General features: G+C 68.0%; 22 protein-coding genes. 3 read left to right on the top strand and 19 right to left on the bottom strand.

What is annotated here, in order from left to right; all coding sequences use genetic code 11:
- Positions 1-6: 6 nt before the first annotated feature.
- From metK to BJ960_RS06780, 3 genes are all read right to left on the bottom strand, one after another.
- Positions 7-1,191 (bottom strand): methionine adenosyltransferase, encoded by a 1,185-nt coding sequence (gene metK / locus BJ960_RS06790; protein WP_185988189.1) that lies wholly within the window; start codon positions 1,189-1,191, stop codon positions 7-9.
- A 107-nt stretch (positions 1,192-1,298) separates the two neighbouring features.
- On the bottom strand, positions 1,299-1,550 hold the full coding sequence (gene rpoZ, locus BJ960_RS06785) for a DNA-directed RNA polymerase subunit omega (protein ID WP_119279365.1): 252 nt from the start codon (positions 1,548-1,550) through the stop codon (positions 1,299-1,301).
- A gap of 31 nt (positions 1,551-1,581) precedes the next feature.
- Complete coding sequence (locus BJ960_RS06780) at positions 1,582-2,244, bottom strand: DUF8185 domain-containing protein (RefSeq protein WP_121078452.1); 663 nt, start codon at positions 2,242-2,244, stop codon at positions 1,582-1,584.
- An 81-nt stretch (positions 2,245-2,325) separates the two neighbouring features.
- Between BJ960_RS06780 and BJ960_RS06775 the strand changes: the two genes are divergently transcribed.
- Positions 2,326-3,222 (top strand): acyl-CoA thioesterase, encoded by an 897-nt coding sequence (locus BJ960_RS06775; protein WP_185986737.1) that lies wholly within the window; start codon positions 2,326-2,328, stop codon positions 3,220-3,222.
- Between the two features lie 24 nt (positions 3,223-3,246).
- Here the strand turns inward: BJ960_RS06775 and BJ960_RS06770 are convergent, their stop codons facing one another.
- Together BJ960_RS06770 and ettA are read right to left on the bottom strand one after the other, a co-directional pair.
- Positions 3,247-3,714: an acyl-CoA thioesterase gene (locus BJ960_RS06770; protein WP_185986736.1), complete on the bottom strand. Its 468-nt coding sequence runs from the start codon at positions 3,712-3,714 to the stop codon at positions 3,247-3,249.
- A gap of 80 nt (positions 3,715-3,794) precedes the next feature.
- Positions 3,795-5,474, bottom strand: coding sequence for an energy-dependent translational throttle protein EttA (gene ettA / locus BJ960_RS06765; RefSeq protein WP_185986735.1), 1,680 nt, complete (start codon positions 5,472-5,474; stop codon positions 3,795-3,797).
- Positions 5,475-5,617: 143 nt separating this feature from the next.
- Here ettA and BJ960_RS06760 point away from each other — a divergent pair, with 143 nt between their 5' ends.
- Positions 5,618-6,442 carry an aminoglycoside 3'-phosphotransferase gene (locus tag BJ960_RS06760; RefSeq protein ID WP_185986734.1) on the top strand — a complete coding sequence of 275 codons (825 nt, stop codon included), beginning with the start codon at positions 5,618-5,620 and terminating at the stop codon, positions 6,440-6,442.
- Between the two features lie 20 nt (positions 6,443-6,462).
- On the opposite strand, the gene BJ960_RS06755 is transcribed toward BJ960_RS06760, so the two are convergent.
- Positions 6,463-6,945, bottom strand: a complete 483-nt coding sequence (locus tag BJ960_RS06755; protein ID WP_185986733.1) for a DUF6993 domain-containing protein — start codon at positions 6,943-6,945, stop codon at positions 6,463-6,465.
- 229 nt (positions 6,946-7,174) lie between these two features.
- Between BJ960_RS06755 and BJ960_RS06750 the strand changes: the two genes are divergently transcribed.
- Positions 7,175-7,681, top strand: a complete 507-nt coding sequence (locus BJ960_RS06750; RefSeq protein WP_185986732.1) for a single-stranded DNA-binding protein — start codon at positions 7,175-7,177, stop codon at positions 7,679-7,681.
- A gap of 3 nt (positions 7,682-7,684) precedes the next feature.
- Here BJ960_RS06750 and BJ960_RS06745 read toward each other — a convergent pair whose 3' ends face one another.
- From BJ960_RS06745 to murC, 13 genes are all read right to left on the bottom strand, one after another.
- Complete coding sequence (locus tag BJ960_RS06745; RefSeq protein WP_185986731.1) at positions 7,685-8,410, bottom strand: Pr6Pr family membrane protein; 726 nt, start codon at positions 8,408-8,410, stop codon at positions 7,685-7,687.
- Positions 8,411-8,416: 6 nt separating this feature from the next.
- Positions 8,417-8,941 (bottom strand): peptide-methionine (S)-S-oxide reductase MsrA, encoded by a 525-nt coding sequence (gene msrA, locus BJ960_RS06740; RefSeq protein WP_185986730.1) that lies wholly within the window; start codon positions 8,939-8,941, stop codon positions 8,417-8,419.
- Positions 8,938-9,780 (bottom strand): ammonia-dependent NAD(+) synthetase, encoded by an 843-nt coding sequence (gene nadE, locus BJ960_RS06735; protein ID WP_307814754.1) that lies wholly within the window; start codon positions 9,778-9,780, stop codon positions 8,938-8,940. Before nadE ends, msrA begins: the two co-directional genes overlap by 4 nt.
- On the bottom strand, positions 9,780-13,280 hold the full coding sequence (dnaE, locus tag BJ960_RS06730; RefSeq protein WP_221936424.1) for a DNA polymerase III subunit alpha: 3,501 nt from the start codon (positions 13,278-13,280) through the stop codon (positions 9,780-9,782). Before dnaE ends, nadE begins: the two co-directional genes overlap by 1 nt.
- 215 nt (positions 13,281-13,495) lie before the next feature.
- Complete coding sequence (locus BJ960_RS06725; protein ID WP_185986728.1) at positions 13,496-14,413, bottom strand: RluA family pseudouridine synthase; 918 nt, start codon at positions 14,411-14,413, stop codon at positions 13,496-13,498.
- Complete coding sequence (lspA, locus tag BJ960_RS06720; RefSeq protein ID WP_185986727.1) at positions 14,400-15,053, bottom strand: signal peptidase II; 654 nt, start codon at positions 15,051-15,053, stop codon at positions 14,400-14,402. Before lspA ends, BJ960_RS06725 begins: the two co-directional genes overlap by 14 nt.
- Positions 15,054-15,114: 61 nt before the next feature.
- Positions 15,115-15,762, bottom strand: coding sequence for a DivIVA domain-containing protein (locus BJ960_RS06715; RefSeq protein ID WP_121078476.1), 648 nt, complete (start codon positions 15,760-15,762; stop codon positions 15,115-15,117).
- Positions 15,763-15,843: 81 nt separating this feature from the next.
- Complete coding sequence (locus BJ960_RS06710; RefSeq protein ID WP_121078478.1) at positions 15,844-16,140, bottom strand: YggT family protein; 297 nt, start codon at positions 16,138-16,140, stop codon at positions 15,844-15,846.
- The gene (locus BJ960_RS06705) at positions 16,140-16,625 is read right to left on the bottom strand and encodes a cell division protein SepF (RefSeq protein WP_121078480.1); all 486 of its coding nucleotides are present in this window, start codon (positions 16,623-16,625) and stop codon (positions 16,140-16,142) included. Before BJ960_RS06705 ends, BJ960_RS06710 begins: the two co-directional genes overlap by 1 nt.
- A 30-nt stretch (positions 16,626-16,655) precedes the next feature.
- Positions 16,656-17,354, bottom strand: a complete 699-nt coding sequence (locus tag BJ960_RS06700; protein ID WP_307814753.1) for a YggS family pyridoxal phosphate-dependent enzyme — start codon at positions 17,352-17,354, stop codon at positions 16,656-16,658.
- Between the two features lie 9 nt (positions 17,355-17,363).
- On the bottom strand, positions 17,364-18,563 hold the full coding sequence (gene ftsZ / locus BJ960_RS06695; RefSeq protein ID WP_121078482.1) for a cell division protein FtsZ: 1,200 nt from the start codon (positions 18,561-18,563) through the stop codon (positions 17,364-17,366).
- Positions 18,564-18,695: 132 nt separating this feature from the next.
- On the bottom strand, positions 18,696-19,880 hold the full coding sequence (locus BJ960_RS17170) for a cell division protein FtsQ/DivIB (RefSeq protein WP_185986726.1): 1,185 nt from the start codon (positions 19,878-19,880) through the stop codon (positions 18,696-18,698).
- Positions 19,877-21,307, bottom strand: a complete 1,431-nt coding sequence (gene murC / locus BJ960_RS06685) for a UDP-N-acetylmuramate--L-alanine ligase (protein WP_185986725.1) — start codon at positions 21,305-21,307, stop codon at positions 19,877-19,879. The genes BJ960_RS17170 and murC overlap by 4 nt, the downstream gene beginning before the upstream one ends.
- Positions 21,308-21,378: the final 71 nt, after the last annotated feature.

The raw sequence follows: 21,378 nt of genomic DNA, 5'->3' as shown, positions 1-21,378 counted from the left end.
CCTCAACTAGAGCCCTGCGGCTGCGCGCAGCTCAGCGACGCGCGGCGTCGCTTCCCACGTGAAGTCGGGCAGTTCGCGGCCGAAGTGGCCGTAGGCGCTCGTCTGCGCGTAGATCGGGCGCAACAGTTCGAGATCGCGGATGATCGCGAGCGGACGCAGGTCGAACACCTCGCGCACGGCGGCCTCGATGACGGCGGTCGGCACGGTCTCCGTGCCGAAGGTCTCCACGTAGAGCCCGACCGGGTGCGCACGTCCGATCGCGTAGGCGACCTGGAGCTCCGCCCGACGGGCGAGCCCCGCGCGCACCACGTGCTTCGCGACCCAGCGCATTGCGTAGGCTGCCGAACGGTCGACCTTCGACGGATCCTTCCCGCTGAACGCGCCACCGCCGTGGCGGCTCGCGCCACCGTAGGTGTCGATGATGATCTTGCGGCCGGTCAGGCCGGCGTCGCCCATTGGGCCGCCGATCACGAAGGGACCGGCCGGGTTGATAAAGAACTTGGCGTCGGCGCGCGGCAGATCGACCTGCTCGAGCACCGGATTGATGACCTCGCGGGCGACGGCCTCGCGCAGCGCCGGGATCGACAGGCTCGCCGCGTGCTGCGTCGACACGACGACAGCCTCGATGGAGGCGGGGCGGTCACCGTCGTAGCCGATGGTGACCTGGGTCTTCCCATCGGGGCGGAGCTCGGGAATGATGCCGCTCTTGCGGACCTCAGTGAGTCGCTCAGCGAGGCGGTGCGAGATCCAGCTTGGCAGCGGGTGCAGCTCGGGGGTCTCGTCAGTCGCGAAGCCGAACATGATGCCCTGATCGCCGGCGCCCTGCGCGCTCAGCGCGTCGTCGTCGCCGGCCTCGCGCGCCTCCAGTGAGACGTCGACGCCGCCCGCGATGTCGGGCGACTGCTGCCCGATCGACACCGAGACGCCGCACGACGAGGCGTCGAAGCCCATCTCCGAGCTCGTGTAGCCAATCCCGCGGATCGCGTCACGCACGAGCTGCGGGATCTCGACGTACCCGCTCGTGGATACCTCGCCGGCGACGTGCACGAGCCCGGTCGTCACGAGCGTCTCGACGGCGACGCGCGCCCCCGGATCCTGCTCAAGCATCGCGTCAAGGATCGAGTCAGAGATGCGATCGCAAATCTTGTCGGGATGCCCCTCGGTGACGGACTCGGACGTGAACTGACGCAGCACGGATGCTCCTCGAATAGTAATGAATTGGGCCGAACCACGTGGCCCCAGAATGGCTGTGGCGCCGGTACCTAGAGGGTATCCGGCGCCACCGACAGTGCGAGCAGTTACGCCTTGGGCGTCATCTGCAGCTTGCCCTCGACGATCTCGTGCAGCGCGATCGACAGCGGCTTGTCGTCAACCGACGAGTCCACGAGGGGCCCGACGTTGTCGAACAGGTTTCCGTCGTGCAGATCGGTGTAGTAGTCGTTGATCTGGCGCGCGCGCTGAGCAGCGAAAACGACCAGAGCGTACTTCGAGTCCACCTTGTCGAGCAGATCGTCGATCGGTGGGTCGATGATGCCGTTGACATTAGCCATGAATTAACTCCTCTAGATAGACCCGTCTATTCTAGCTCATGAGGCCGACGCCGCGGCGCAAGATGACGTGTCCGTTACGACTGCTCAGTCTTGTCCACGCGCGCGTGCCCGAAATTGTCAGGCGATCGATGCCCGACAGGAAGCCGAGACCCTCGGCCGCGAACGCGGCTGCGGCGGGGATTCCGGGGGCGATTTCGCTCCCCCACACGGCCCTCCGCACCTTCTGCACGACGGGGTCGCCCGCGTCGGCTGGAACGTTCTCGGCGACGCGAGCCATCCCCTCGGCTGCGACGACGGCGAGCGATCCCGCGTCCATCTCGCCGCGCGCCTCCCAGCCCGCGATCGGCGGCAACACGCCGGTCCAGGCGGCGGCGACTTCCACGTCGGGCAGCGCCAGGTCGAGCCCGGACTCGGCGCGGGCGAGCCTGTCGGTGAGGGAACGCACCTCCACGACGGTGTCGACTGGCTCGGCGGGCGCCGCCGCAAGCGGGAACGCCCGCATCACGAGCACGACGGGCGATTCGTCCATAATCCCGGCCGGCGCCTGGGTGCAGCCGTAGACCGCGAGCGCGCTGCCGCGGGTCTGCAGCCGCACCTCGGCCTCGCCGAGGCGGGCGAGGCGCGACAGATAGTTCTGCAGGTCGTCCCGGGTGTGCTGGTCTGCGAGGCCTAGGGTCAAAATCTGTGCGGTCATCGCCCTCAGCCTATCGGCGGAAGATTGACGGCAGCCGCGAGCTTGCTTCCCTCGGCACGGCTGCGACATAGACTGAGGCCTATGACTGATGCGGCGAAGACTCCACACGGCGACGAGATTCCTGCCCCGAACCTCGCTGAGATGCTTGCGCTCGCAAACACGGAGGCGCGCACCCACTACGACATCTTCACCGGTCCGGCGATGCCCACCCCGCACGGCCGGGCGTTTGGCGGGCAGGTGCTCGGGCAGGCGCTGATGGCCGCGGGGCTGACTGCACCCGCGGGGCGCGAGATCCACTCGATGCACGGGTACTTCGTGCGCCCCGGCGACAGCCACACCCCGATGACATTCGAGATCGCGCGGCTCCACGATGGCCGGTCGTTCTCGACGCGGCGCGCGCAGGCCTACCAGGACGGTCAGGTGCTCATGTCACTGATCGCCTCGTACCAGGGGCGCGAAGAGGGGCTCGATCACCAGGAGGGCCTCGACACCTCGGCGATCACGCAGCCCGAGGATCTCCCGTCGGTGTGGGACAAGTACGGCCATCTCACCGGCGAGCGCCGCAACTCGTGGGTGCTCAACCGGCCGTTCGACTTCCGCCACGTTGAGGGCGACATCCTGGTCGAGGCCGGCGAGCCCAGCAGCCGTCAGGCGGTGTGGCTCAAGAGCCGCGAGCCCCTCGACGGCGGCCAGGCGCTGCACTCTGCGGCGCTCGCGTTCGCCTCCGACTACCTGCTGCTCGAGCCTGTCGCGCGCCGGCACGGCATCCCCTGGGCAACGCCGGGGATGAGCGCGGCCAGTCTCGATCACAGCATGTGGTTCCACCGGCCGTTCCGCGTCGACGAGTGGCTGCTGTACGAACTCGAGTCGCCGACCGCGCAGAGCGGCCGCGGGCTCGCCCACGGGCGTTTCTACGATCGCTCGGGCGCGCTCGTCGCGAGTGTCTCGCAGGAGTCGATGATCCGGCTTCCCCGGTAGCGACCACCGGAGGACGGTGTGCCGCTAGCCGCGCCCAAGGACGAGCGGCTCGTCCATCCAGGCGCGGACGGCCGTGCGCCCCGCGGGGCTCAGGCGTGCGGGCTTTAGCGTGTCGCCGTCGACCATCACCGCGACGGTGATCGCACGCGCGACGACGGAGCGCCCGGCCGCCGCGCCGTCGACGATCTCGCAGTGGATCTCAAGGTGCGCGCCGCCGAGCTTGCCGATCCAGAGCTCCACCGTGACCGGTTGCTCGGAGTACTCGAGCACGCTGAGAAACTCGATCGACTGGCTCGCGACGAGCATCTTCGGCCCGCCCGCGATATTCGATTGGAAGTGCTGTTCGAGCCCGGTGGGTTCGGCCGCCGCACCGAGCCAGAGCACCCGCACGCGGGCCTCCTCGAGCAGGCGGGCGAACACGACGTTATTGACGTGCCCGTAGGCGTCTTGGTCGCCCCAGCGCAGGGGCAGGGTGACGTGGGCTCGAGCCAAGGTGCGGTCCTTTCGCGGGAGGCGACGGGTGGCAAAACACGAGTGCCCGCAGGACTCGCCTGCGGGCACTCGGTCACGCGCTAGTCGCGGGTGAGCTTGCGGTAGTGGCTGCGTGACGGCTTCGCCGCCTCCGCGCCCAGGCGTTCGATCTTGTTCGCCTCGTACGCCTCGAAGTTGCCCTCGAACCAGTGCCAGTCGGCAGGGTTCTCGTCGGTGCCTTCGTACGCGAGAATGTGCGTCGCGATGCGGTCGAGGAACCACCGGTCGTGCGTGATAACCACGGCACAGCCGGGGAACTCAAGCAGCGCGTTCTCGAGCGACTGCAGCGTCTCAACGTCAAGGTCGTTGGTCGGCTCGTCGAGGAGCAGGAGGTTGCCGCCCTGCTTGAGCGTCAGCGCGAGGTTCAGACGGTTGCGCTCACCGCCCGACAGCACGCCGGCCTTCTTCTGCTGATCCGGGCCCTTGAACCCGAACTTCGATACGTACGCGCGCGACGGGATCTCGGTCTTGCCGACGGTGATGATGTCGAGGCCCTCGCTCACGACCTCCCAGAGCGTCTTGTCTGGGTCGATGTTCGCGCGGTTCTGGTCGACGTAGCTGATCTTCACGGTCTCGCCGATCTTCAGGTCGCCGCTGTCGAGCGGCTCGAGGCCGACGATCGTCTTGAACAGCGTCGTCTTGCCAACGCCGTTCGGGCCGATGACGCCGACGATGCCGTTCGGCGGGAGCGAGAACGAGAGCCCGTCGATGAGCGTGCGGTCGCCGAAGCTCTTCTTCAGGTCCTTCGCCTCGATGACGACGTTGCCGAGGCGCGGGCCCGCGGGGATCTGGATCTCCTCGAAGTCAAGCTTCTTGGTGCGCTCAGCCTCGGTCGCCATCTCCTCGTAGCGCGCGAGACGCGCCTTCGACTTCGCCTGGCGGCCCTTCGTGTTCGAGCGGACCCACTCGAGCTCGTCCTTCAGACGCTTCGCGAGCTTCTGATCCTTCTTGCCCTGCACGTCGAGGCGCTCGGCCTTCTTCTCGAGGTAGGTCGAGTAGTTGCCCTCGTAGCCGATGAGCCGGCCGCGGTCGACCTCGGCGATCCACTCCGCGACGTTGTCGAGGAAGTACCGGTCGTGCGTAATCGCGATGACGGCGCCGTGGTACTTCTGCAGGTGCTGCTCAAGCCACAGCACGCTCTCGGCGTCAAGGTGGTTGGTGGGCTCGTCGAGCAGCAGCAGGTCGGGCTTCTGCAGCAGCAGCTTCGTGAGCGCAACGCGGCGCTTCTCGCCGCCGGAGAGCGGGCCGATCTCGGCGTCGCCGGGCGGGGTGCGGAGCGCGTCCATCGCCTGCGCGAGCTGGTTGTCGAGATCCCAGCCGTCAGCGGCGTCGATCTCTTCCTGCAGCGTGCCCATCTCGGCGAGCAGCGCATCGAAGTCGGCGTCGGGCTCGGCCATGAGCGCCGAGATCTCATTGAAGCGATCGAGCTTGCCCTTGATGGCGATGCCGCTCTCGATGTTCTCGAGCACGGTCTTCGTCTCGTCGAGCTCGGGCTCCTGCATGAGGATGCCGACAGTGTAGCCGGGGGTCAGCGCGGCGTCGCCGTTTGACGGGGTATCGAGCCCCGCCATGATCTTCAGGATCGTCGACTTACCGGCACCGTTCGGGCCGACCATGCCGATCTTGGCGCCCGGAAGGAACGACATCGTCACGTCATCAAGAATCAGCTTCTCGCCGACTGCCTTGCGGGCGCGAACCATTTGGTAGATGTATTCAGCCATATATTTTCAAAAGCGCGTGCGCTCCGAACTCCCTGCTTCACGAGGTGGAATCTATCGCCGACTACTCTACCCGCTCTCGGTCAGGTCGAACTCAGATTTACGCGACCGCGCGGCAGTCGCGCCGACTCCGTAGACTCGGCTGCATGTATGACGCACCCGAACCCGTCGCCGAGATCCCAACGGGACCGGTCGCCGTCCCCGATCCTGTGCGCGACCTCACCGGCGGCCGGCACCTCGTTCCCGTCTGGGTGAACGAGCTCGGCGGGCTCACGTTCCGGGACGAGGGAGCGCCAGGCGACGGCGACCGCTACGTGAAGTGGGTGCCGGCAGGCACCCCAGAGCTGGATCTTGCCGCCGAGGCGACCCGGCTCACGTGGGCGCGCGCGCACGGGGCGACCGTGCCGGAGGTGCTGAGCCACGGTTCCACCGAGGACGGCGACTGGCTCATCACGCGCGCGTTCGCGGGCGCGTCGGCCGTCGAGCCGCAGTGGATCGCGGAGCCCGCGACCGCGGCTCTCGCGATCGGTGCCGGGCTGCGGCGACTGCACGACACCCTCCCCGTCGCCGAGTGCCCGTTCGAATGGGGCATCGACGGCCGGATCGAGCGCTTCGAGGAGCGCGTCGCCTCGGGCGAGAGCCCCGGCGACTGGCACCGCGGCTACCGGGATCTCACCGTCGACAGCGTGCGGCGGCGGCTGCATGAGGCGCCCGATCCTGATCGGCTCGTGGTCTGCCACGGCGACGCGTGCGCGCCGAACACGCTGCTTGATCCCGCGGGGCGCTTCGCCGCGCACGTCGATCTCGGCTCGCTCGGCGTCGCCGACCGCTGGGCCGACCTTGCGGTCGCCGCGTGGAGCATCGATTGGAACCACGGGCCCGGGTTCGATCACCTGGTGTACGAGGGGTACGGAATCGCCCCGGATCAGGATCGGATCGCGTACTACCGGCTGCTCTGGGACGTCGGCTAGGCGTCCGGCGAGCGCCACCGCTACCAGTCGATGGGACGCGTCTGGCCGATGAGGCAGACGTTCTTGTCGGGCCCGATCGCGCCGACGACCTCCGCGGTTGCGTCGCGATCCTCAGCTGAAACCTGCCCGATCAGGCAGCTCTCGCCGGTGCGAACCGCGACGTAAATGCTGTCGGCGGCGAGGCCCGTCTTGGACGCGTCGAACGAGACCTGCATCGTCTGCCTATCGAAGCCTCCGGCGACGAGAGCGTCGACGATCGGCTGGCCCTGCACCGGCTGCTCGCCCGCGGCGTACTCGCGGAGTACCTGGCCGAAGAACGGCAGATTCTCCTCGGACGTCCCGCCGGGAACGAACGTTGCGGGCTCGGCTGGGACTTCGACCGGCGGCCGCTCCGGCGTTACCGGCGTGGGCCCCTCGAGCAGCGAACACGAGCTGAGAGCCAGCATCAGTGCCGCAGCGCCTGCAACCGTTGCCGCAGCGCGACGAGCTCGATTCACAACCATGCCCCAAGTCTATGGGGAGCCGGCCTGACGGAACCGCAGCAATGCTGAGAGCTTCGCCCACAGGCTCGCTGGCTCACCCGTGCGCGGGTCGTTGTCCACAACACCATGCGATCGCTCGTGCGCCCCGAGCGCGACCCCCATGCTGGTGGGAGCCGCCCGCGGCGCGCGGGTGCGACGAGGAAGCAGCGCTGACATCATCGGCTGGCTGCGAGACAGAGAGGGAGCCACCATGGCCCAGCACATCAGCGTCATCGGTCAGATCGCCACCGAGCCGAAGCTCTTCACGCCAGCTGGCGGGGCCGAGTTTTGCACGTTCCGGCTCGCAAGCTCCGACCGCCGGTTCGACGCGGAGACCAAGGAGTGGTCGGACGGCGACACGAACTGGTTCACGATCAACACCTTTCGCGGCCTCGCCCGCCACGCGAAACAGTCGTTCAAGAAGGGCGACCGCATCGTCGTCGCCGGCAGGCTCCGGCTGCGCGACTGGGAGAACGAGGGCAAGCGCGGCACGGCCGTCGAGGTCGACGCCGAGGGCGTCGGGCACGACGTGCGTTTCGGGGTCTCGGGGTTCCTCAAGGCCAGCGCCGTCGACGGCGGCGGGGCAGCAGCCGAACCTGCCCCGTCCGACGGGGCCGCTCACGTCGGCGTCGCGGCCCCTCCAGAGCCGAAGGCCGTGGGCGCCACGTCGGGCGCCACCTCCGCCGACGGCTTCACCCCGGAGCTGGCCTCGGTATGATCGCTACGCGCGACGCGAGCCTCGCGAGAGCGCGCGGTCGAGCCAAAGGTAGAGGTAGCCGACCCCGGCAAGCGCGACCCCGAGGCCCGCCACCCACAGCGCGACGCCGCCGACGCCGTGCGCCTCGACGTTCAAGAACGGGTACGGATAGCGCTGGCCCGGAGAGAACTCTCCCCCCAGACCGCCGTAGGTGAACGCGAACACCAGGTACACGAGCGGGAACGCGAGCCAGCGCACGGGATCGCCGGTTCGCAACCTGCCCTTCGGCACGAACAGCAGCCAGTCGAGGATCAGCAGGCACGGGGTCACGATGTGGATCAGGTTGTCCGTCACCGAGAACGGCACGTAGTCGCTGCCCTGCACGAAGGAGGTGGGCACGAGCACCACGAGGTAGACCAGCATCGTGATCGTGATCGCCATCATGATCGCCGCGCTCCATGCCGCGGACGGCGACGACAGCCCGCGTGGGCCGCGCGTCGCCACGTCCCGGACAGTTGCGCCGACGAGCACGAGCATCCAGATGAGGCACAGCACGTTGCTCTGCACGGTGTAGAACGTGAACGCCAGCCAGCTCGGGTCCGGCCCGAGGACGCCCGTGATGCGGACGATGCCGGCGACGATGAGCACCGCCGAGAGCACCCTGAACGCGAGCGCGACCGGGCGCAGCGCGAGCGCGCCGTGCACCCAGGTGGTCGGCGCCTCCGTGCTGGCGGCTCGGGTCTCGGTCATTGCCGGCTAGACGAGGTACTCGGCGAAGCCCGCGCGGATCTTATTCACCTTCGGCACCGCGACCGCGAGGCAGTACCCCTGGGTCGGGTTCTTCGCGAAGAAGTCCTGATGTTCCTCCGGCCCCGGGTAGACGGTCGCGAGGGGCGCGATCTCGGTCACGACTCCCCCGCCCCAGGCCTCGTCGGCGCGAGCGCGCGCGGCCTCGAAGAGCTCGCGCTGCGCGTCGTCTGCGTAAAACATCACCGACCGGTACTGCGTGCCGACGTCGTTGCCTTGGCGGTTGAGCTGCCGGGGGTCGTGCATCGTGAAGAATGCGTCGAGCACCACGGCCGGCGGCAGCACCGTCTCGTCGAACTCGACCTCGACGATCTCGGCGTGCCCGGTCAGCCCGGTGCAGACGGCCTCATAGCTCGGGTTCGGCATGTCGCCGCCCGCGAAGCCTGAGCGCACGGCGACGACGCCGCGCAGCGCCCGGTAGGCCGCGTCGAGGCACCAGTAGCAGCCGCCACCCAACACATAGGTCGTCGTCATGCGTTCACTCCTTCTCCACGCCACCAGGCGTCGTGTGGTCCAACCGGCACCCGCCGCTTGTGGTCGGTCGCGAGGAACCGGCGCTCGAGGTTCGCGCGCGCGGCATCGGACACCTGCTCGCCGCGCAGATATGCGTCGATCTCGGTGTAGGTCACGCCCAGGCTGGACTCGTCGGTCTCGCCGGGTTTGCCGTCGAGAAGATCCGCGGTCGGCACCTTCTCCCAGAGCCTGTCCGGCGCGTCGAGCTCGCGCAGCATCGACGCGCCCTGGCTCTTGGTGAGCCCCTGCAGCGGGATGACGTCGGCAGCGCCATCGCCGAACTTCGTGAAGAACCCAGTGATCGCCTCGGCCGCGTGGTCCGAGCCGATGACGATGAGGCCGCGGTCGCCCGCGAGCCCATACTGTGCGACCATTCGGGCACGCGCCTTCACGTTGCCCTTGTTGAAGTCGCTGACAGGCTCACCAGTCGCTTCGGTGAGCGCCGACACCATGCCGTCGACCGACGCCGCGATGTTCACCGTCACCGTGTGGTCTGGGCGAATGAAGGAGAGCGCAAGCTGCGCGTCGTCCTCGTCGTGCTGCACGCCGTACGGGAGACGCATCGCCCAGAACTCGGCGTCCCGTCCGCTCTCGCGGAGACGCTCGACAGCGAGCTGCGCGAGCCGGCCGGCAAGTGACGAGTCTTGACCACCCGAGATGCCGAGCACAAAGCCGCGGACCCCGGGGATTGCCGCTGCGTACTCGGCGAGGAATGCCACCCGCCGTTCGATCTCCGCGGCGGCATCGATCTCCGGCTGGGAGCCGAGCTCCCGAATGATCCGGCGCTGCAGTTCGTCCACTACACAAGCTCCTCTACATCCATGAGGCATCGCGGCCCCAACAGCCCCTTGAGCTCACCGAACAGGTCCGAAGAGATTCGCACGCGCTCGCGGAGCTCAAACACCCGCACGGCGTGCGGTGTGATGAGGTTTAGCCTAATCTCTGAATCGCCCGGGTGTCGCTTCAGCGTTGACTGAAGTTCTTCCATCAGCGGCTCGGTCGCCCGCGCCTCGGTCAGCGTGAGCGCGAGGGTCCCGGCCTCGTCCTGCACGGACGCGTCGATGCCGCGCACCCCGTAGGCGTGCATGGACATGCCGTCGTCCCGCGCGTTGAGCTTGCCGCGGAGCGCAACGATCGAGTCCGGCTGGAGCATCGGGCCGAACTCCTGGTACGACTTCCCCATGAACAGCGCCTGGATCTCGCCGGTGAAGTCCTCGATCGTCGCCATGCCGTAGAGGTTGCCTGACTTCGCGGTGCGGTGCTGCACGCTCGTGAGGAGGCCGGCGAGCACCACGGTCTCACCATCGAAGTTCGCATCCGGGTTCGTCACCTGCTCGACGGTCGCCGAGGCTTCCTTCGCGAGTGTCGTCTCGAGCCCGCGAAGCGGATGATCGGACACGTACAGCCCGAGCATCTCGCGCTCGAACGCGAGCTTGTCCTTCTTGTTCCACTCGGGCCGCTCCGGCACCAGCGATACCGTCTCCGTGCCCGCGCCGGTGGCTTCCGCTGCCTCCGCGAAGAGGCTGTCAAAGTCGAAGCCGACGTCACCGTTCTCCTCGGCGCGCTTCTCCTTCACCGCGCCCTCGACCGCCGCCTCGTGGATCTCGAGCAGCGCGCGTCGTGTGCCGCCGAGGCCGTCAAACGCGCCGGCCTTGATGAGCGACTCGATCGTGCGCTTGTTCAGCGCGGGCAGAGCAACCTTCTTGAGGTAGTCGTGGAAGGACTCGAAGTTGCCCTTCGATTCGCGGGCCTCGCGCACCGCCTCGACGACGTTCGTGCCGACGTTGCGAATGGCACCGAGCCCGAACCTGATGTCGTCGCCGACCGCCGAGAAGTTCGCGAACGACTCGTTGACCGCCGGCGGCAGCACGTTGATGCCCATCCGCCGGCATTCGTTCAGGTAGATCGCGAGCTTGTCCTTGGAGTCGCCGACGCTCGTGAGCAGCGCGGCCATGTACTCCGCCGGGTAGTGGGCCTTCAGATACGCGGTCCAGTAGCTCACCACGCCGTATGCGGCCGAGTGCGCCTTGTTGAACGCGTAGTCCGAGAATGGCAGCAGAATGTCCCACAGCGCCTTCACGGCGGCGTCGCTGTAGCCCCGCTCGTGCATGCCGCCCGAGAAGCCCTCGTACTGCTTATCGAGCTCGGACTTCTTCTTCTTGCCCATCGCGCGACGGAGAATATCCGCCTGACCGAGCGAGAACCCCGCGACCTTCTGCGCGATCGACATCACCTGCTCCTGGTAGATGATGAGGCCGAAGGTCGTGTCGAGCACGTCCTTCAGCGGCTCCTCGAGCTCGGGGTGAATCGGCGTGATGGGCTGCAGCCCATTCTTTCTCAGCGCATAGTTCGTGTGGGAGTCCGCGCCCATCGGGCCCGGGCGGTAGAGCGCGAGCACGGCGGAGATGTCCTCGAAGTTATCCGGCTTCATGAGGCGCAGCAGGCCGCGCATCGGGCCGCCATCGAGCTGGAACACGCCAAGCGTGTCGCCGCGGGCGAGCAGCTCGTACGACGGGGCATCGTCGAGTTCGAGCCGCTCGAGGTCGAGCTCGACCCCGCGGTTCAGCCTGATGTTCTCGAGCGCGTCAGAGATGATCGTGAGGTTTCGCAGCCCCAAGAAGTCCATCTTGATGAGGCCGAGGCCCTCACAGGTCGGGTAGTCGAACTGCGTGACGATCTGGCCGTCCTGCTCGCGCTTCTGCAGCGGGATGATGTCGATGAGCGGATCGCTCGACATGATGACGCCAGCCGCGTGCACGCCCCACTGGCGCTTCAGCCCCTCGAGGCCGAGCGCGGTCTCGTAGACTCGCTTCGCGTCAGGATCCTCCTGCAGCACGGCGCGGAACTCGGCCGCCTCCTTGTACCGGGGGTGTTCCGAGTCGGTGATGCCCGAGAGCGGAATGTCCTTGGCCATCACGGCCGGCGGCATCGCCTTCGTGAGCTTCTCGCCCATGCCGAACGGGAACCCGAGCACGCGCGACGCGTCCTTCAGCGCCTGCTTCGACTTGATCGTGCCGTAGGTCACGATCTGCGCGACGCGCTCGTCGCCGTACTTCTCTGTCACGTACTTGATGACCTCGCCGCGGCGACGATCATCGAAGTCCACGTCGAAGTCGGGCATGGAGACGCGGTCGGGGTTCAGGAACCGCTCGAAGATGAGTCCGTGCTGCAGCGGGTCGAGGTCGGTGATCCTCATCGCATAGGCGACCATCGAGCCCGCGCCCGAGCCGCGGCCGGGGCCCACACGGATCCCGTTCTCCTTCGCCCAGTTGATGAAGTCCGCGACGACGAGGAAGTAGCCGGGGAAGCCCATCTGAATGATGACCCCGATCTCGTACTCGGCCTGCTTGCGCACCGCGTCGGGGATGCCGCTCGGGTAGCGGTAGTGGAGGCCCTTCTCCACTTCCTTCACGAACCAGCTGTCCTCGCTCTCCCCCTCCGGCACGGGATAGCGCGGCATGTAGTTGGCCGACGTGTTGAACTCGACCTCGCAGCGCTCCGCGATGCGCAGCGTGTTGTCGCAGGCCTCGGGCAGCTCGCGGAAGATGTGCCGCATCTCGGCCGCGCTCTTCAGGTAGTAGCCGGAGCCGCTGAACTGGAACCGGTTCGGGTCGTCGAGGCGCGAGCCCGACTGCACGCAGAGCAGCGCCGAGTGCGCCTCGGCGTCGTTCTCGTGCACGTAGTGGAGGTCATTGGTCGCGAGGAGCGGAATCCCGAGATCCCGGGCGATCGCGAGCAGATCCTTCTGCACGCGGCGCTCGATCTCGAGACCGTGGTCCATGATCTCGCAGAAGAAGTTGTCCTTGCCGAAGATGTCCTGGAACTCGGCGGCAGCCTGCCGCGCCTCGTTGTACTGGCCGAGGCGCAGGCGGGTGTGGATCTCGCCCGACGGGCAGCCCGTCGTCGCGATGAGCCCCTTCGAGTAGGTCTGCAGCAGCTCGCGATCCATACGCGGCTTGAAGTAGTAGCCCTCGAGCGAGGAGTAGCTCGACAGCCTGAACAGGTTGTGCATGCCCTCGGTCGTCTCGGAGAGCATCGTCATGTGGGTGTACGCGCCGCCGCCGGACACGTCGTCGCCACCGCCGTCGCCCCAGCGCACCCGCGTGCGGTCGGATCGGTGCGTCCCCGGAGCGAGGTATGCCTCGATGCCGATGATGGGCTTCACCCCGGCATCCTTCGCGGAACTCCAGAAATCGAAGGCGCCAAACGTGTTGCCGTGGTCGGTCATCGCGACTGCCGGCATCCCTTGCTCGGCGACCGCCTGCATGAGCGGTTTCACGCGCGCTGCGCCGTCGAGCATCGAGTACTCGCTGTGCACGTGGAGATGAACGAAACCGTCAGAATCCGACACTCAAGAGCCCCTTTCGAAGACTGTTCAAGGGTACCGCGTCCACCGTGGGCGCACACCCAGGGTCGCTCATGCGCTCGCGTCGGCGCCGCGGCCCGCGCGCGCCGCCAGCGGCAGCGGGCTCGGAGCACCGAGGGACCGCCGCTGCGGCTCCCGCGGCGGCTGAACTACGCGTCGAGGACGTCGATCGCGTGCTGCAGATCGGCCGGGTACGTCGACTCGAACTCGACGGGTTCCCCCGTGCCGGGGTGCCGGAACCCGAGCCGCATCGCGTGGAGCCACTGGCGAGTGAGGCCGAGGCGCTCGGACAGCACCGGGTCGGCGCCATACATCGTGTCGCCCACGCACGGGTGGCGCTGCGCTGACATGTGGACGCGGATCTGGTGGGTACGCCCGGTCTCGAGCTCAATCTCGAGCAGGGTCGCGAACGGGAACGCCTCGACGGTCTCGTAGTGCGTGATGGACGGCTTGCCGTCGCTCGTCACCGCGAACTTCCATTCGTGGCCGGGATGCCTGCCGATCGACCCCTCGATCGTGCCGGAGAACGGGTCGGGGTGCCCCTGGACCACCGCGTGGTAGATCTTGCGGACCTCGCGATCGCGGAAGGCTCGCTTGAGCAGGCTGTACGCGCGCTCGCTCTTCGCGACGACCATGAGACCGCTCGTCCCGGCGTCGAGCCGGTGGACGATGCCCTGCCGCTCCGGCGGGCCCGACGTCGCGATGCGATACCCGGCGCCCGCGAGCGCGCCGAGAACCGTCGGCCCGGTCCACCCGAGCGACGGGTGGGCGGCGACTCCCGCCGGCTTGTCAATCACCACGAGGTCGTCGTCATCGTAGACAATGCCGAGCTCGGGCAGGTCGACGGGAACGACTGTCGGTTCTGCCTTACCTTCCCAGCTCACCTCGAGCAGGGCGCCGGCACTGAGCCTCGCGGACTTCGGAATAACCTCGCCGTCAAGCGCAACGCCGCCAGCCGCGATAACGTCCTGCGCGAAACTCCGGGAGAACCCGAGCAGCTTCGCGAGCGCGGCGTCGGCGCGCTCGCCCGCGAGCCCGTCGGGCACTGGCAGACTACGGTGTTCCACCCGCTGACCTTTCCTCTGTTGCGCCGGGCGCCTGACCCGGACGCGCCGGAGCGTCGGCGGCGTCGGCCGCACCATCGGCGGCGTCGGCCGCACCATCGGAAGCGTCGGCCACCTCAGGATCGGCGGCCTCAGCCTCAGCCTCGCCCTCAGCCTCAGCGCCGCGCTTCTCGCGGCCGCCCTCGATCGACAGCCCGAAGATCGTGATGAGCACGAACAGGATCATGCCGCTGACGATGCCGATGTCGGCGATGTTGTAGATCGCGGGCATCATCCACGGCGTGAGGATGAAGTCGATGACGTGCCCCTCAGGGAACCCTGGTTCGCGCGTGAGCCGGTCGGTGAGGTTGCCCAGCACGCCGCCGAGCAGCAGCCCGAGGAACAGCGCCCACGGCACCGAGCGCAGGCGCCGGATCTGCCAGATGATGACCCCGACGACGATCGCGGAGAGGATCGTGAAGATCCACGTCTGCCCGCTCGCAATCGAGAATGCCGCTCCGGGGTTGCGCACGAAGTGCCACTGCAGGAAGCCGCCGAGCACCGGTACGGTCTCGCCCTCCGGCAGGGTCGCGACGACCCAGTTCTTCACGATCTGGTCGCTGATGAGGACCGTGGCCGCGACTGCTACGAGCAACAGCGGCACCAACACCCTACGACGGGTGGTTGGTGCCGCTGCGGCTGAAGTTGTTGTCTTCACCCTCGATTTACTCGAGGCCCTCAGGCCTCACGAGCGGCTCGGGCGAGCTGTCGAGATCGCGAAGCTGCGACTGGATGTACGAGCGCAGCGTGGAGCGGTACTCGCTCTCGAAGCCGCGGAGCTCGGCCACGACCTGGTTGAGCTTCTCCATTTCGTCGCTGTGCGCGCGGAGTTCGTCGGTGCGGCGCTTCTGCGCCTCCTCGACGAGCTCGCGAGCGGTGCGCTCGGCGTCGTCGACCATCTGCGTGCTCTTGGTCTGCGCGGCGTTGATGAGCTCGTCGCGGGTGGTTTCGCCCTCGCTGACGTACTTGTCGTGCAGCTCGAGCGCCATCTGGAGCATCGCGCTCGACTTGATTGCATCGGGACGCTGCGCACCGTCGGCTGCCGGAGCTTCCTCGGCGGGCGCGGGCGTGGGTGCCACTGCGACAGGCGCCTCAACGACGATCGTCTCGTCGGCGGCGACGGGGCCGCGCTCCTCGAGCTGAGCGGTGAGCTCGGCGATCTTCGCCTCCAGCTCCTGCTTCTCTGCGTCGCGCTGACGGATCTCTTCAACGACCGTGTCGAGGAAGTCATCGACCTGATCGAGATCGTAGCCATCACGGAACTTCGTGATCGTGAACTTCTGATTCACAACGTCTTCAGGAGTTAGGGCCATCGTTAAATCTCTTTCTGTGGGTTGGATCGCTCGCGCGATCTACACGTCAACGCTAGCAAACTCTCATTGAGCTTACGGGGTTTACACCCAGCCAGGGATAATCCTGAGCAAAATGATGCACGCGAACATTGTCAAGAACCAGCCAAGATCGAGGGCGACCTGGCCGAGTCGGATTGGCGGGAGAATCTTACGGAACAGGCGAATCGGCGGATCGGTGATCATGTACACCGCTTCGACGATGATCGCGAGAATGCCCTTCGGGCGGAACCCGCGCGCGAGCACGGTCACCCAGTCAAGGATGAACCGCGCCCAGAGCAGCAGCACGAAGAGCCGTAGCGCGATGCGCACCACGGTGGTGAAGATATAGAGGATCTCCACTATGCGGTGGGAGCCACGAAGAACGAACCGTCGGCCTCGCTGGCGGGCTCGTCGCTGCCGACCTCGATGTGCTCGGGGGTCAGCAGGAAGACCTTGCTCGTCACGCGTTCGATCCGCCCGTTCAGGCCGAGCGTCAGACCGCTCGAGAAGTCGATCAGGCGCTTGGCCTCATCGTCGCTCATGCGCGAGAGGTTCATGATGACGGGGATGCCGTCGCGGAAGCTCTCGGCGATGACCTGCGCGTCGCGGTACGCCGTCGGGTGGACAGTAAAGATTTCGTTCATTGCCTGAGGTGCTTGATTGCGAACAGGGGTAACCCGCCGAAGCGGCGCCACTGCCGGGCGCGGCGCCTGAGTGGGCTTCGCCGCGGCCTGCGCCGAGGGAGCGGGCTCGCGCTCGGGCGCGGCCTGAGCGACCGGCTCCTCTTCGAGGCCCTCCTCGGCAAGTCCGAGGAACACCATTGTCTTCTTCAACGGGTTGCTCATCTGTTCTCCCAACGGTTGTTTGCCTTGAGACTACCGGGCATCCGGCCGGTTTCCCGTGATTGCGCTGCCGATTCGCAGGTGTGTCGCCCCTGCCGCGATCGCCTCGGCGTAGTCGTGCGTCATTCCCGCGGAGATCGCCGTCGCCTCCGGGGCGAGGGCGCGAACCCGGTCGGAGTAGCCGGCCAGGCGCTCGAACGCCTGCGCGGCAGGCTCCTCAAGCGGGGCGACCGCCATCACGCCGCGGAGCACGAGCGACTCGGTCCCGAGGATGTGCTCGGTGAGCGGCTCGATCTCGCTCGGGGCCGCGCCGCCGCGGCCCGGATCGTCCGTGAGGTTGATCTGGAGGAACACGTCGAGCGCTCGGTCGACGCTCGCAAGCGCATCCACGAGCTGGGCGCGATCGATCGAGTGGATCGCCGCGGCGTACTGGGCGGCCTGCCGAGCCTTCTTCGTCTGCAGCTGCCCGATGTAGTGCCAGTTCAGGTCGAGCCCGGCGAGCTGCGCGGACTTCTCACGCGCCTCCTGATGCCGGTTCTCTCCGACATCGCGGACGCCGAGCTCCGCGAGCGCCTCGACGAGACTCGCCGGGTGAAACTTCGTGACGACGATCAGCGTCGTCTCCGACGCATCGCGGCCGGCGGCCCGGCAGGCCTCGGCGATCCCGTCCTGCACCGCGTGCAACCGGTCGGCGAGACCCTCGTAGGCAGCGGACGCCTCAGTGACGCTCACGTGCTCGTCCTATCGCAGGAAGGCGGGGATGTCGAGGTCGTCGTCATCGTCGCCGTCGAACGCGGGATCGCGCAGCTGCTCCTCAACGGGCGGGTGCTGGAGCGCTCCCCCGAACTCGCCGGTCTCCTCAGCGACATCGTTCGATGCCGCACGTGCGCCGGTGCCCGCGAGCGCCGCGCTCACGGCCGACGCTTCCTCGATGCTTTCGACGTGGCCTGCGCGGCGACCGCGGTCGGCCGAGGCGCTGCGGGCCTGCCCGGCCGGTTCCTCGTCGAAGCCTGCGGCGATGACAGTCACGCGCACCTCGTCGCCGAGGGTCTCGTCGATGACGGTGCCGAAGATGATGTTCGCCTCGGGGTGCACCACGTCCTGCACGAGCGTGGAGGCCTCGGTGATCTCGCTGAGCGCGAGGTTCGAGGAACCCTGGATCGAGAACAGCACGCCGTGCGCGCCCTCGATGGACGCCTCGAGCAACGGCGAGGCGACGGCGAGCTCGGCGGCCTTGATGGCTCGGTCGGCGCCGCGTGCGGAGCCGATGCCCATGAGCGCGGAGCCGGCGCCCTGCATCACGGACTTGACGTCCGCGAAGTCGAGGTTGATGAGGCCGGGGGTGGTAATGAGGTCGGTGATGCCCTGGACACCGGCGAGGAGCACCTGGTCGGCCGCGGCGAACGCGTCGATCATGCTGATGCCGGGCTCGCTGATCTCGAGGAGGCGGTCGTTCGGCACGACGATGAGGGTGTCGACTGCCTCGCGCAGCGTGTTGACGCCGGCGTCGGCCTGCGCCGCGCGGCGCTTGCCTTCGAAGCTGAACGGGCGGGTGACGACACCGATCGTGAGTGCCCCGATCGACTTCGCGATGCGTGCGACGACTGGCGCGGCTCCGGTGCCGGTGCCGCCGCCCTCGCCTGCGGTCACGAAGACCATGTCGGCGCCGGCAAGCGCCTCCTCGATCTCCTCCGCATGGTCCTCGGCGGCCCGGCGGCCGACCTCGGGGTCGGCGCCCGCGCCGAGACCGCGGGTGAGCTCGCGGCCGACGTCGAGCTTGACGTCGGCATCGCTGAGGAGCAGTGCCTGCGCGTCGGTGTTCACCGCGATGAACTCGACACCGCGGAGCCCGAGCTCAATCATGCGGTTTACGGCGTTGACGCCGCCGCCGCCGACTCCGACAACTTTGATCACCGCGAGGTAGTTCTGGTTCATGGCCACCTGGTCCCCTCAACCTTCAAGTACGAGCAACATTAAAGTTCTACTTGAACTTCAAAGTTAGTATTGCCGTATACGCTTTCGTGTCAACGGTATGGCTCCACGCCCACCCGGCGCCTTCGACACGCCGCGAATCTACTTGAAGATGGGCGACTCGGTCGAGGAGACGTCGATATGGCTCACCGGCCGATCCCCCAGCGACTTCAGCATCGTCTCGAGAACAAGCGACTTTCGCTTCGTCTCCTCGGGGTTGCCCCAGAACACCTCGACCCCGCTCGCGAGCGTGAACGTCACGTCCTGGCCGCTCGCCGAGCTCACCTCGGTGAGCTGCGCGCGCAGCCCGGCAGGCATGTCGCGGACGATACGCGAGGCGGCCTGAAACCCCTTCGAAGAGGTGTTGCGCATTGCGGTGGTCCCGAGCGGCACCCCCTCGGGGCGTTCGGCGACATCGCCGAGCACAACGCCTGCCGCGTCGAACAGCCGCAGCGAGTCGCCCTCAGCGATCGCGATCACCGGGACCCGCTCCTCGATCCGCACGATGAGGGTGCTCGGCGGCACGCGCTCGATGGCGTAGCGCTGAATGAGCGGGAACGGTTCGAGCGCCCGGAGGACGTCGTTCTCGTTGACCAGGGCAAGCGGCACGCCGTTGAACCCCGAAAGCGCCTCGGTCACCTCATCGGCGTTCACGCTCGTCGCGCCCTCAACCTTGATCTCCCGCACCGACATGATCGGAGTGAACGCGCCGACGAGCACAAACAGCACGAGCGCGGCGACCGTCGCGAGCGCGATGAGCACGCGCCTCCGCCGCCGCCGCGACTCGGCGGTGAACCGCTTCGTCTCGCGCTTCACGCGCCGCTTGTTCTGCCGCTCTGCGGCGCGCAGCCGCTTCGCCGCCGCGACGACGGGGTCGACCTCGCGCGGTTCGCGCTTCGGTAGCAGCGCGCGCACGCGCTCCGGCGCACCCCGCAGCCGGGCGACGTCGAGCGAGGCCGAGATGTCCTGCGTCTCCTGGGCGTCGGCGGGATCCGGATCGGTGGCACCGGTAGCGCCGGTGCCGCTCGCCGACCCCGTGACCGCGTCTACAGCCTGCGTGCGCTCAGCGAGCCACTCGCGCTCGGCTGCTCGCGTGGCCGACTCGCGTGCCTCCCGCTCGCGGGCGACGGCTTCGCGCTCGCGCGCGTCGCGTTCGGCGGCCTCCCTGGCCGCAGCCTCGCGGGCCGCGGCCTCGCGCGCGTGCGCCTCACGCTCCGCCCTGACGTCAGCGGCTGACCGCTCGGGCTCCCGCTGCTGCCCCGCGTCGAACCCACCTGGACGCTTCACGCGCGGTCCGAATCTCCGACCGTCGCGCTCAGCGCTTCGACGAGCTGCGGCACGATCTTGTACACGTTGCCCGCGCCGACGACGAGCACGAGGTCGCCGGGGGCCGCGAGCTCGACGACCCGCGCGATGGCCGCATCCCAGTCGTCGATGTAGCTCGCGCGGCTGCGGTCCGCGAAGGCCTCGGTCACGAGCGCTCCCGTCGTTGACGGGTCGGGCGCCTCACGCACCGGATCGATCTCGAGCACGATCGTGTGGTCGGCAAGTGAGAACGCCTCCGCGAACTCCGCGTGGAACAGCCTGGTACGGCTGAACAGATGCGGCTGGTGCACGACGATGAGCTTGCCATCGCCGGCGACCGAGCGGGCGGAGTCGAGCAGCGCGGCGACCTCGGTTGGGTGGTGGGCGTAGTCGTCGTAGACGCGCACTCCGCCGGGCTCGCCGTGTGACTCAAACCTGCGGTGCGTTCCGGTGAACCCGGCGACCGCGCGCAGTGCGGCTCCTGGCTCGAAACCGAGCCCGGTGAGCACGGCGACGGCGCCTGCGGCGTTCACCGCGTTGTAGCGACCGAACACCCCGAGCTGCTCGGCGAAGCGCTCCCCCGCGATCTCGAGTTCCAGGACAGCGCGATCAGCGGTGTCGACGGAAACGATCCGCACGTCAGCGTCGCTCGCGAAGCCGAACGTGCGCACTGGCGCGGCGGCGCTGCCGTCGCGCTCGGCGCGGAGGGCGGCGAGCACCTCGAGCGCGCCGGGATCGTCGGCGGAGATCACCAGCAGCTCGCTCGCGCCGCGCGCGAAGTCGACGAACGCCGCCATGAAGTTCTCGCGCGAGCCGAAGAAGTCGAGGTGCTCGGGGTCCACGTTGGTGACGAGCGCGACCTGCGTGTCGTAGATGAGGAACGACTTGTCGCTCTCATCCGCCTCGATCACGAACAGGTCGTCCGTGCCCGCCGCGGAGGCGGCTCCGATTCCCGCGATGACGCTGCCGTTCACGAACGACGGGTCCTGGCCGAGCCCCAGCAGGGCCGTTGCGAGCATGCCTGTCGACGTCGTCTTGCCGTGGGCGCCCGCGACGGCGACGAGCCGCTTCGAGCGGGCGAGCCAAGCGAGCGCCTGCGAGCGGTGCAGCACGGGAATCCCGCGCTCGCGCGCCTCGACGTACTCGGGGTTGTCCTGCGACAGCGCGCCCGTGACGACGAGCGTGTCGGCGTCTCCGACGTTCTCGGCGCGGTGGCCCACCGTAATCTGCACGCCCGCGGCCTCGAGCGCCTGGGTGCTGTAGTTCGCGCCGCGGTCGGATCCCGTCACGCGCACGCCTGCGGCGCTCATCATGTGGGCGATCGCGCTCATCCCTGCCCCGCCGATGCCGACGAAGTGCACGCGGCCGAGGTCCTCGGGGATCTCAAGCTGGGTGTCGGGATAGATCATCAGGGAGCCTCCTCGGGCTGTCGAACGGGCGCCTTGCCGCGTGCCAAACCGTGTCCGGCAGCGCGCTCGCG

Origin of the sequence: Leucobacter aridicollis, from assembly GCF_013409595.1 — a bacterium.
GTDB lineage: Bacteria > Actinomycetota > Actinomycetes > Actinomycetales > Microbacteriaceae > Leucobacter > Leucobacter aridicollis.
Note: the sequence above shows the minus strand (reverse complement) of the source record. Positions and strands in the feature narration are given on the sequence as shown.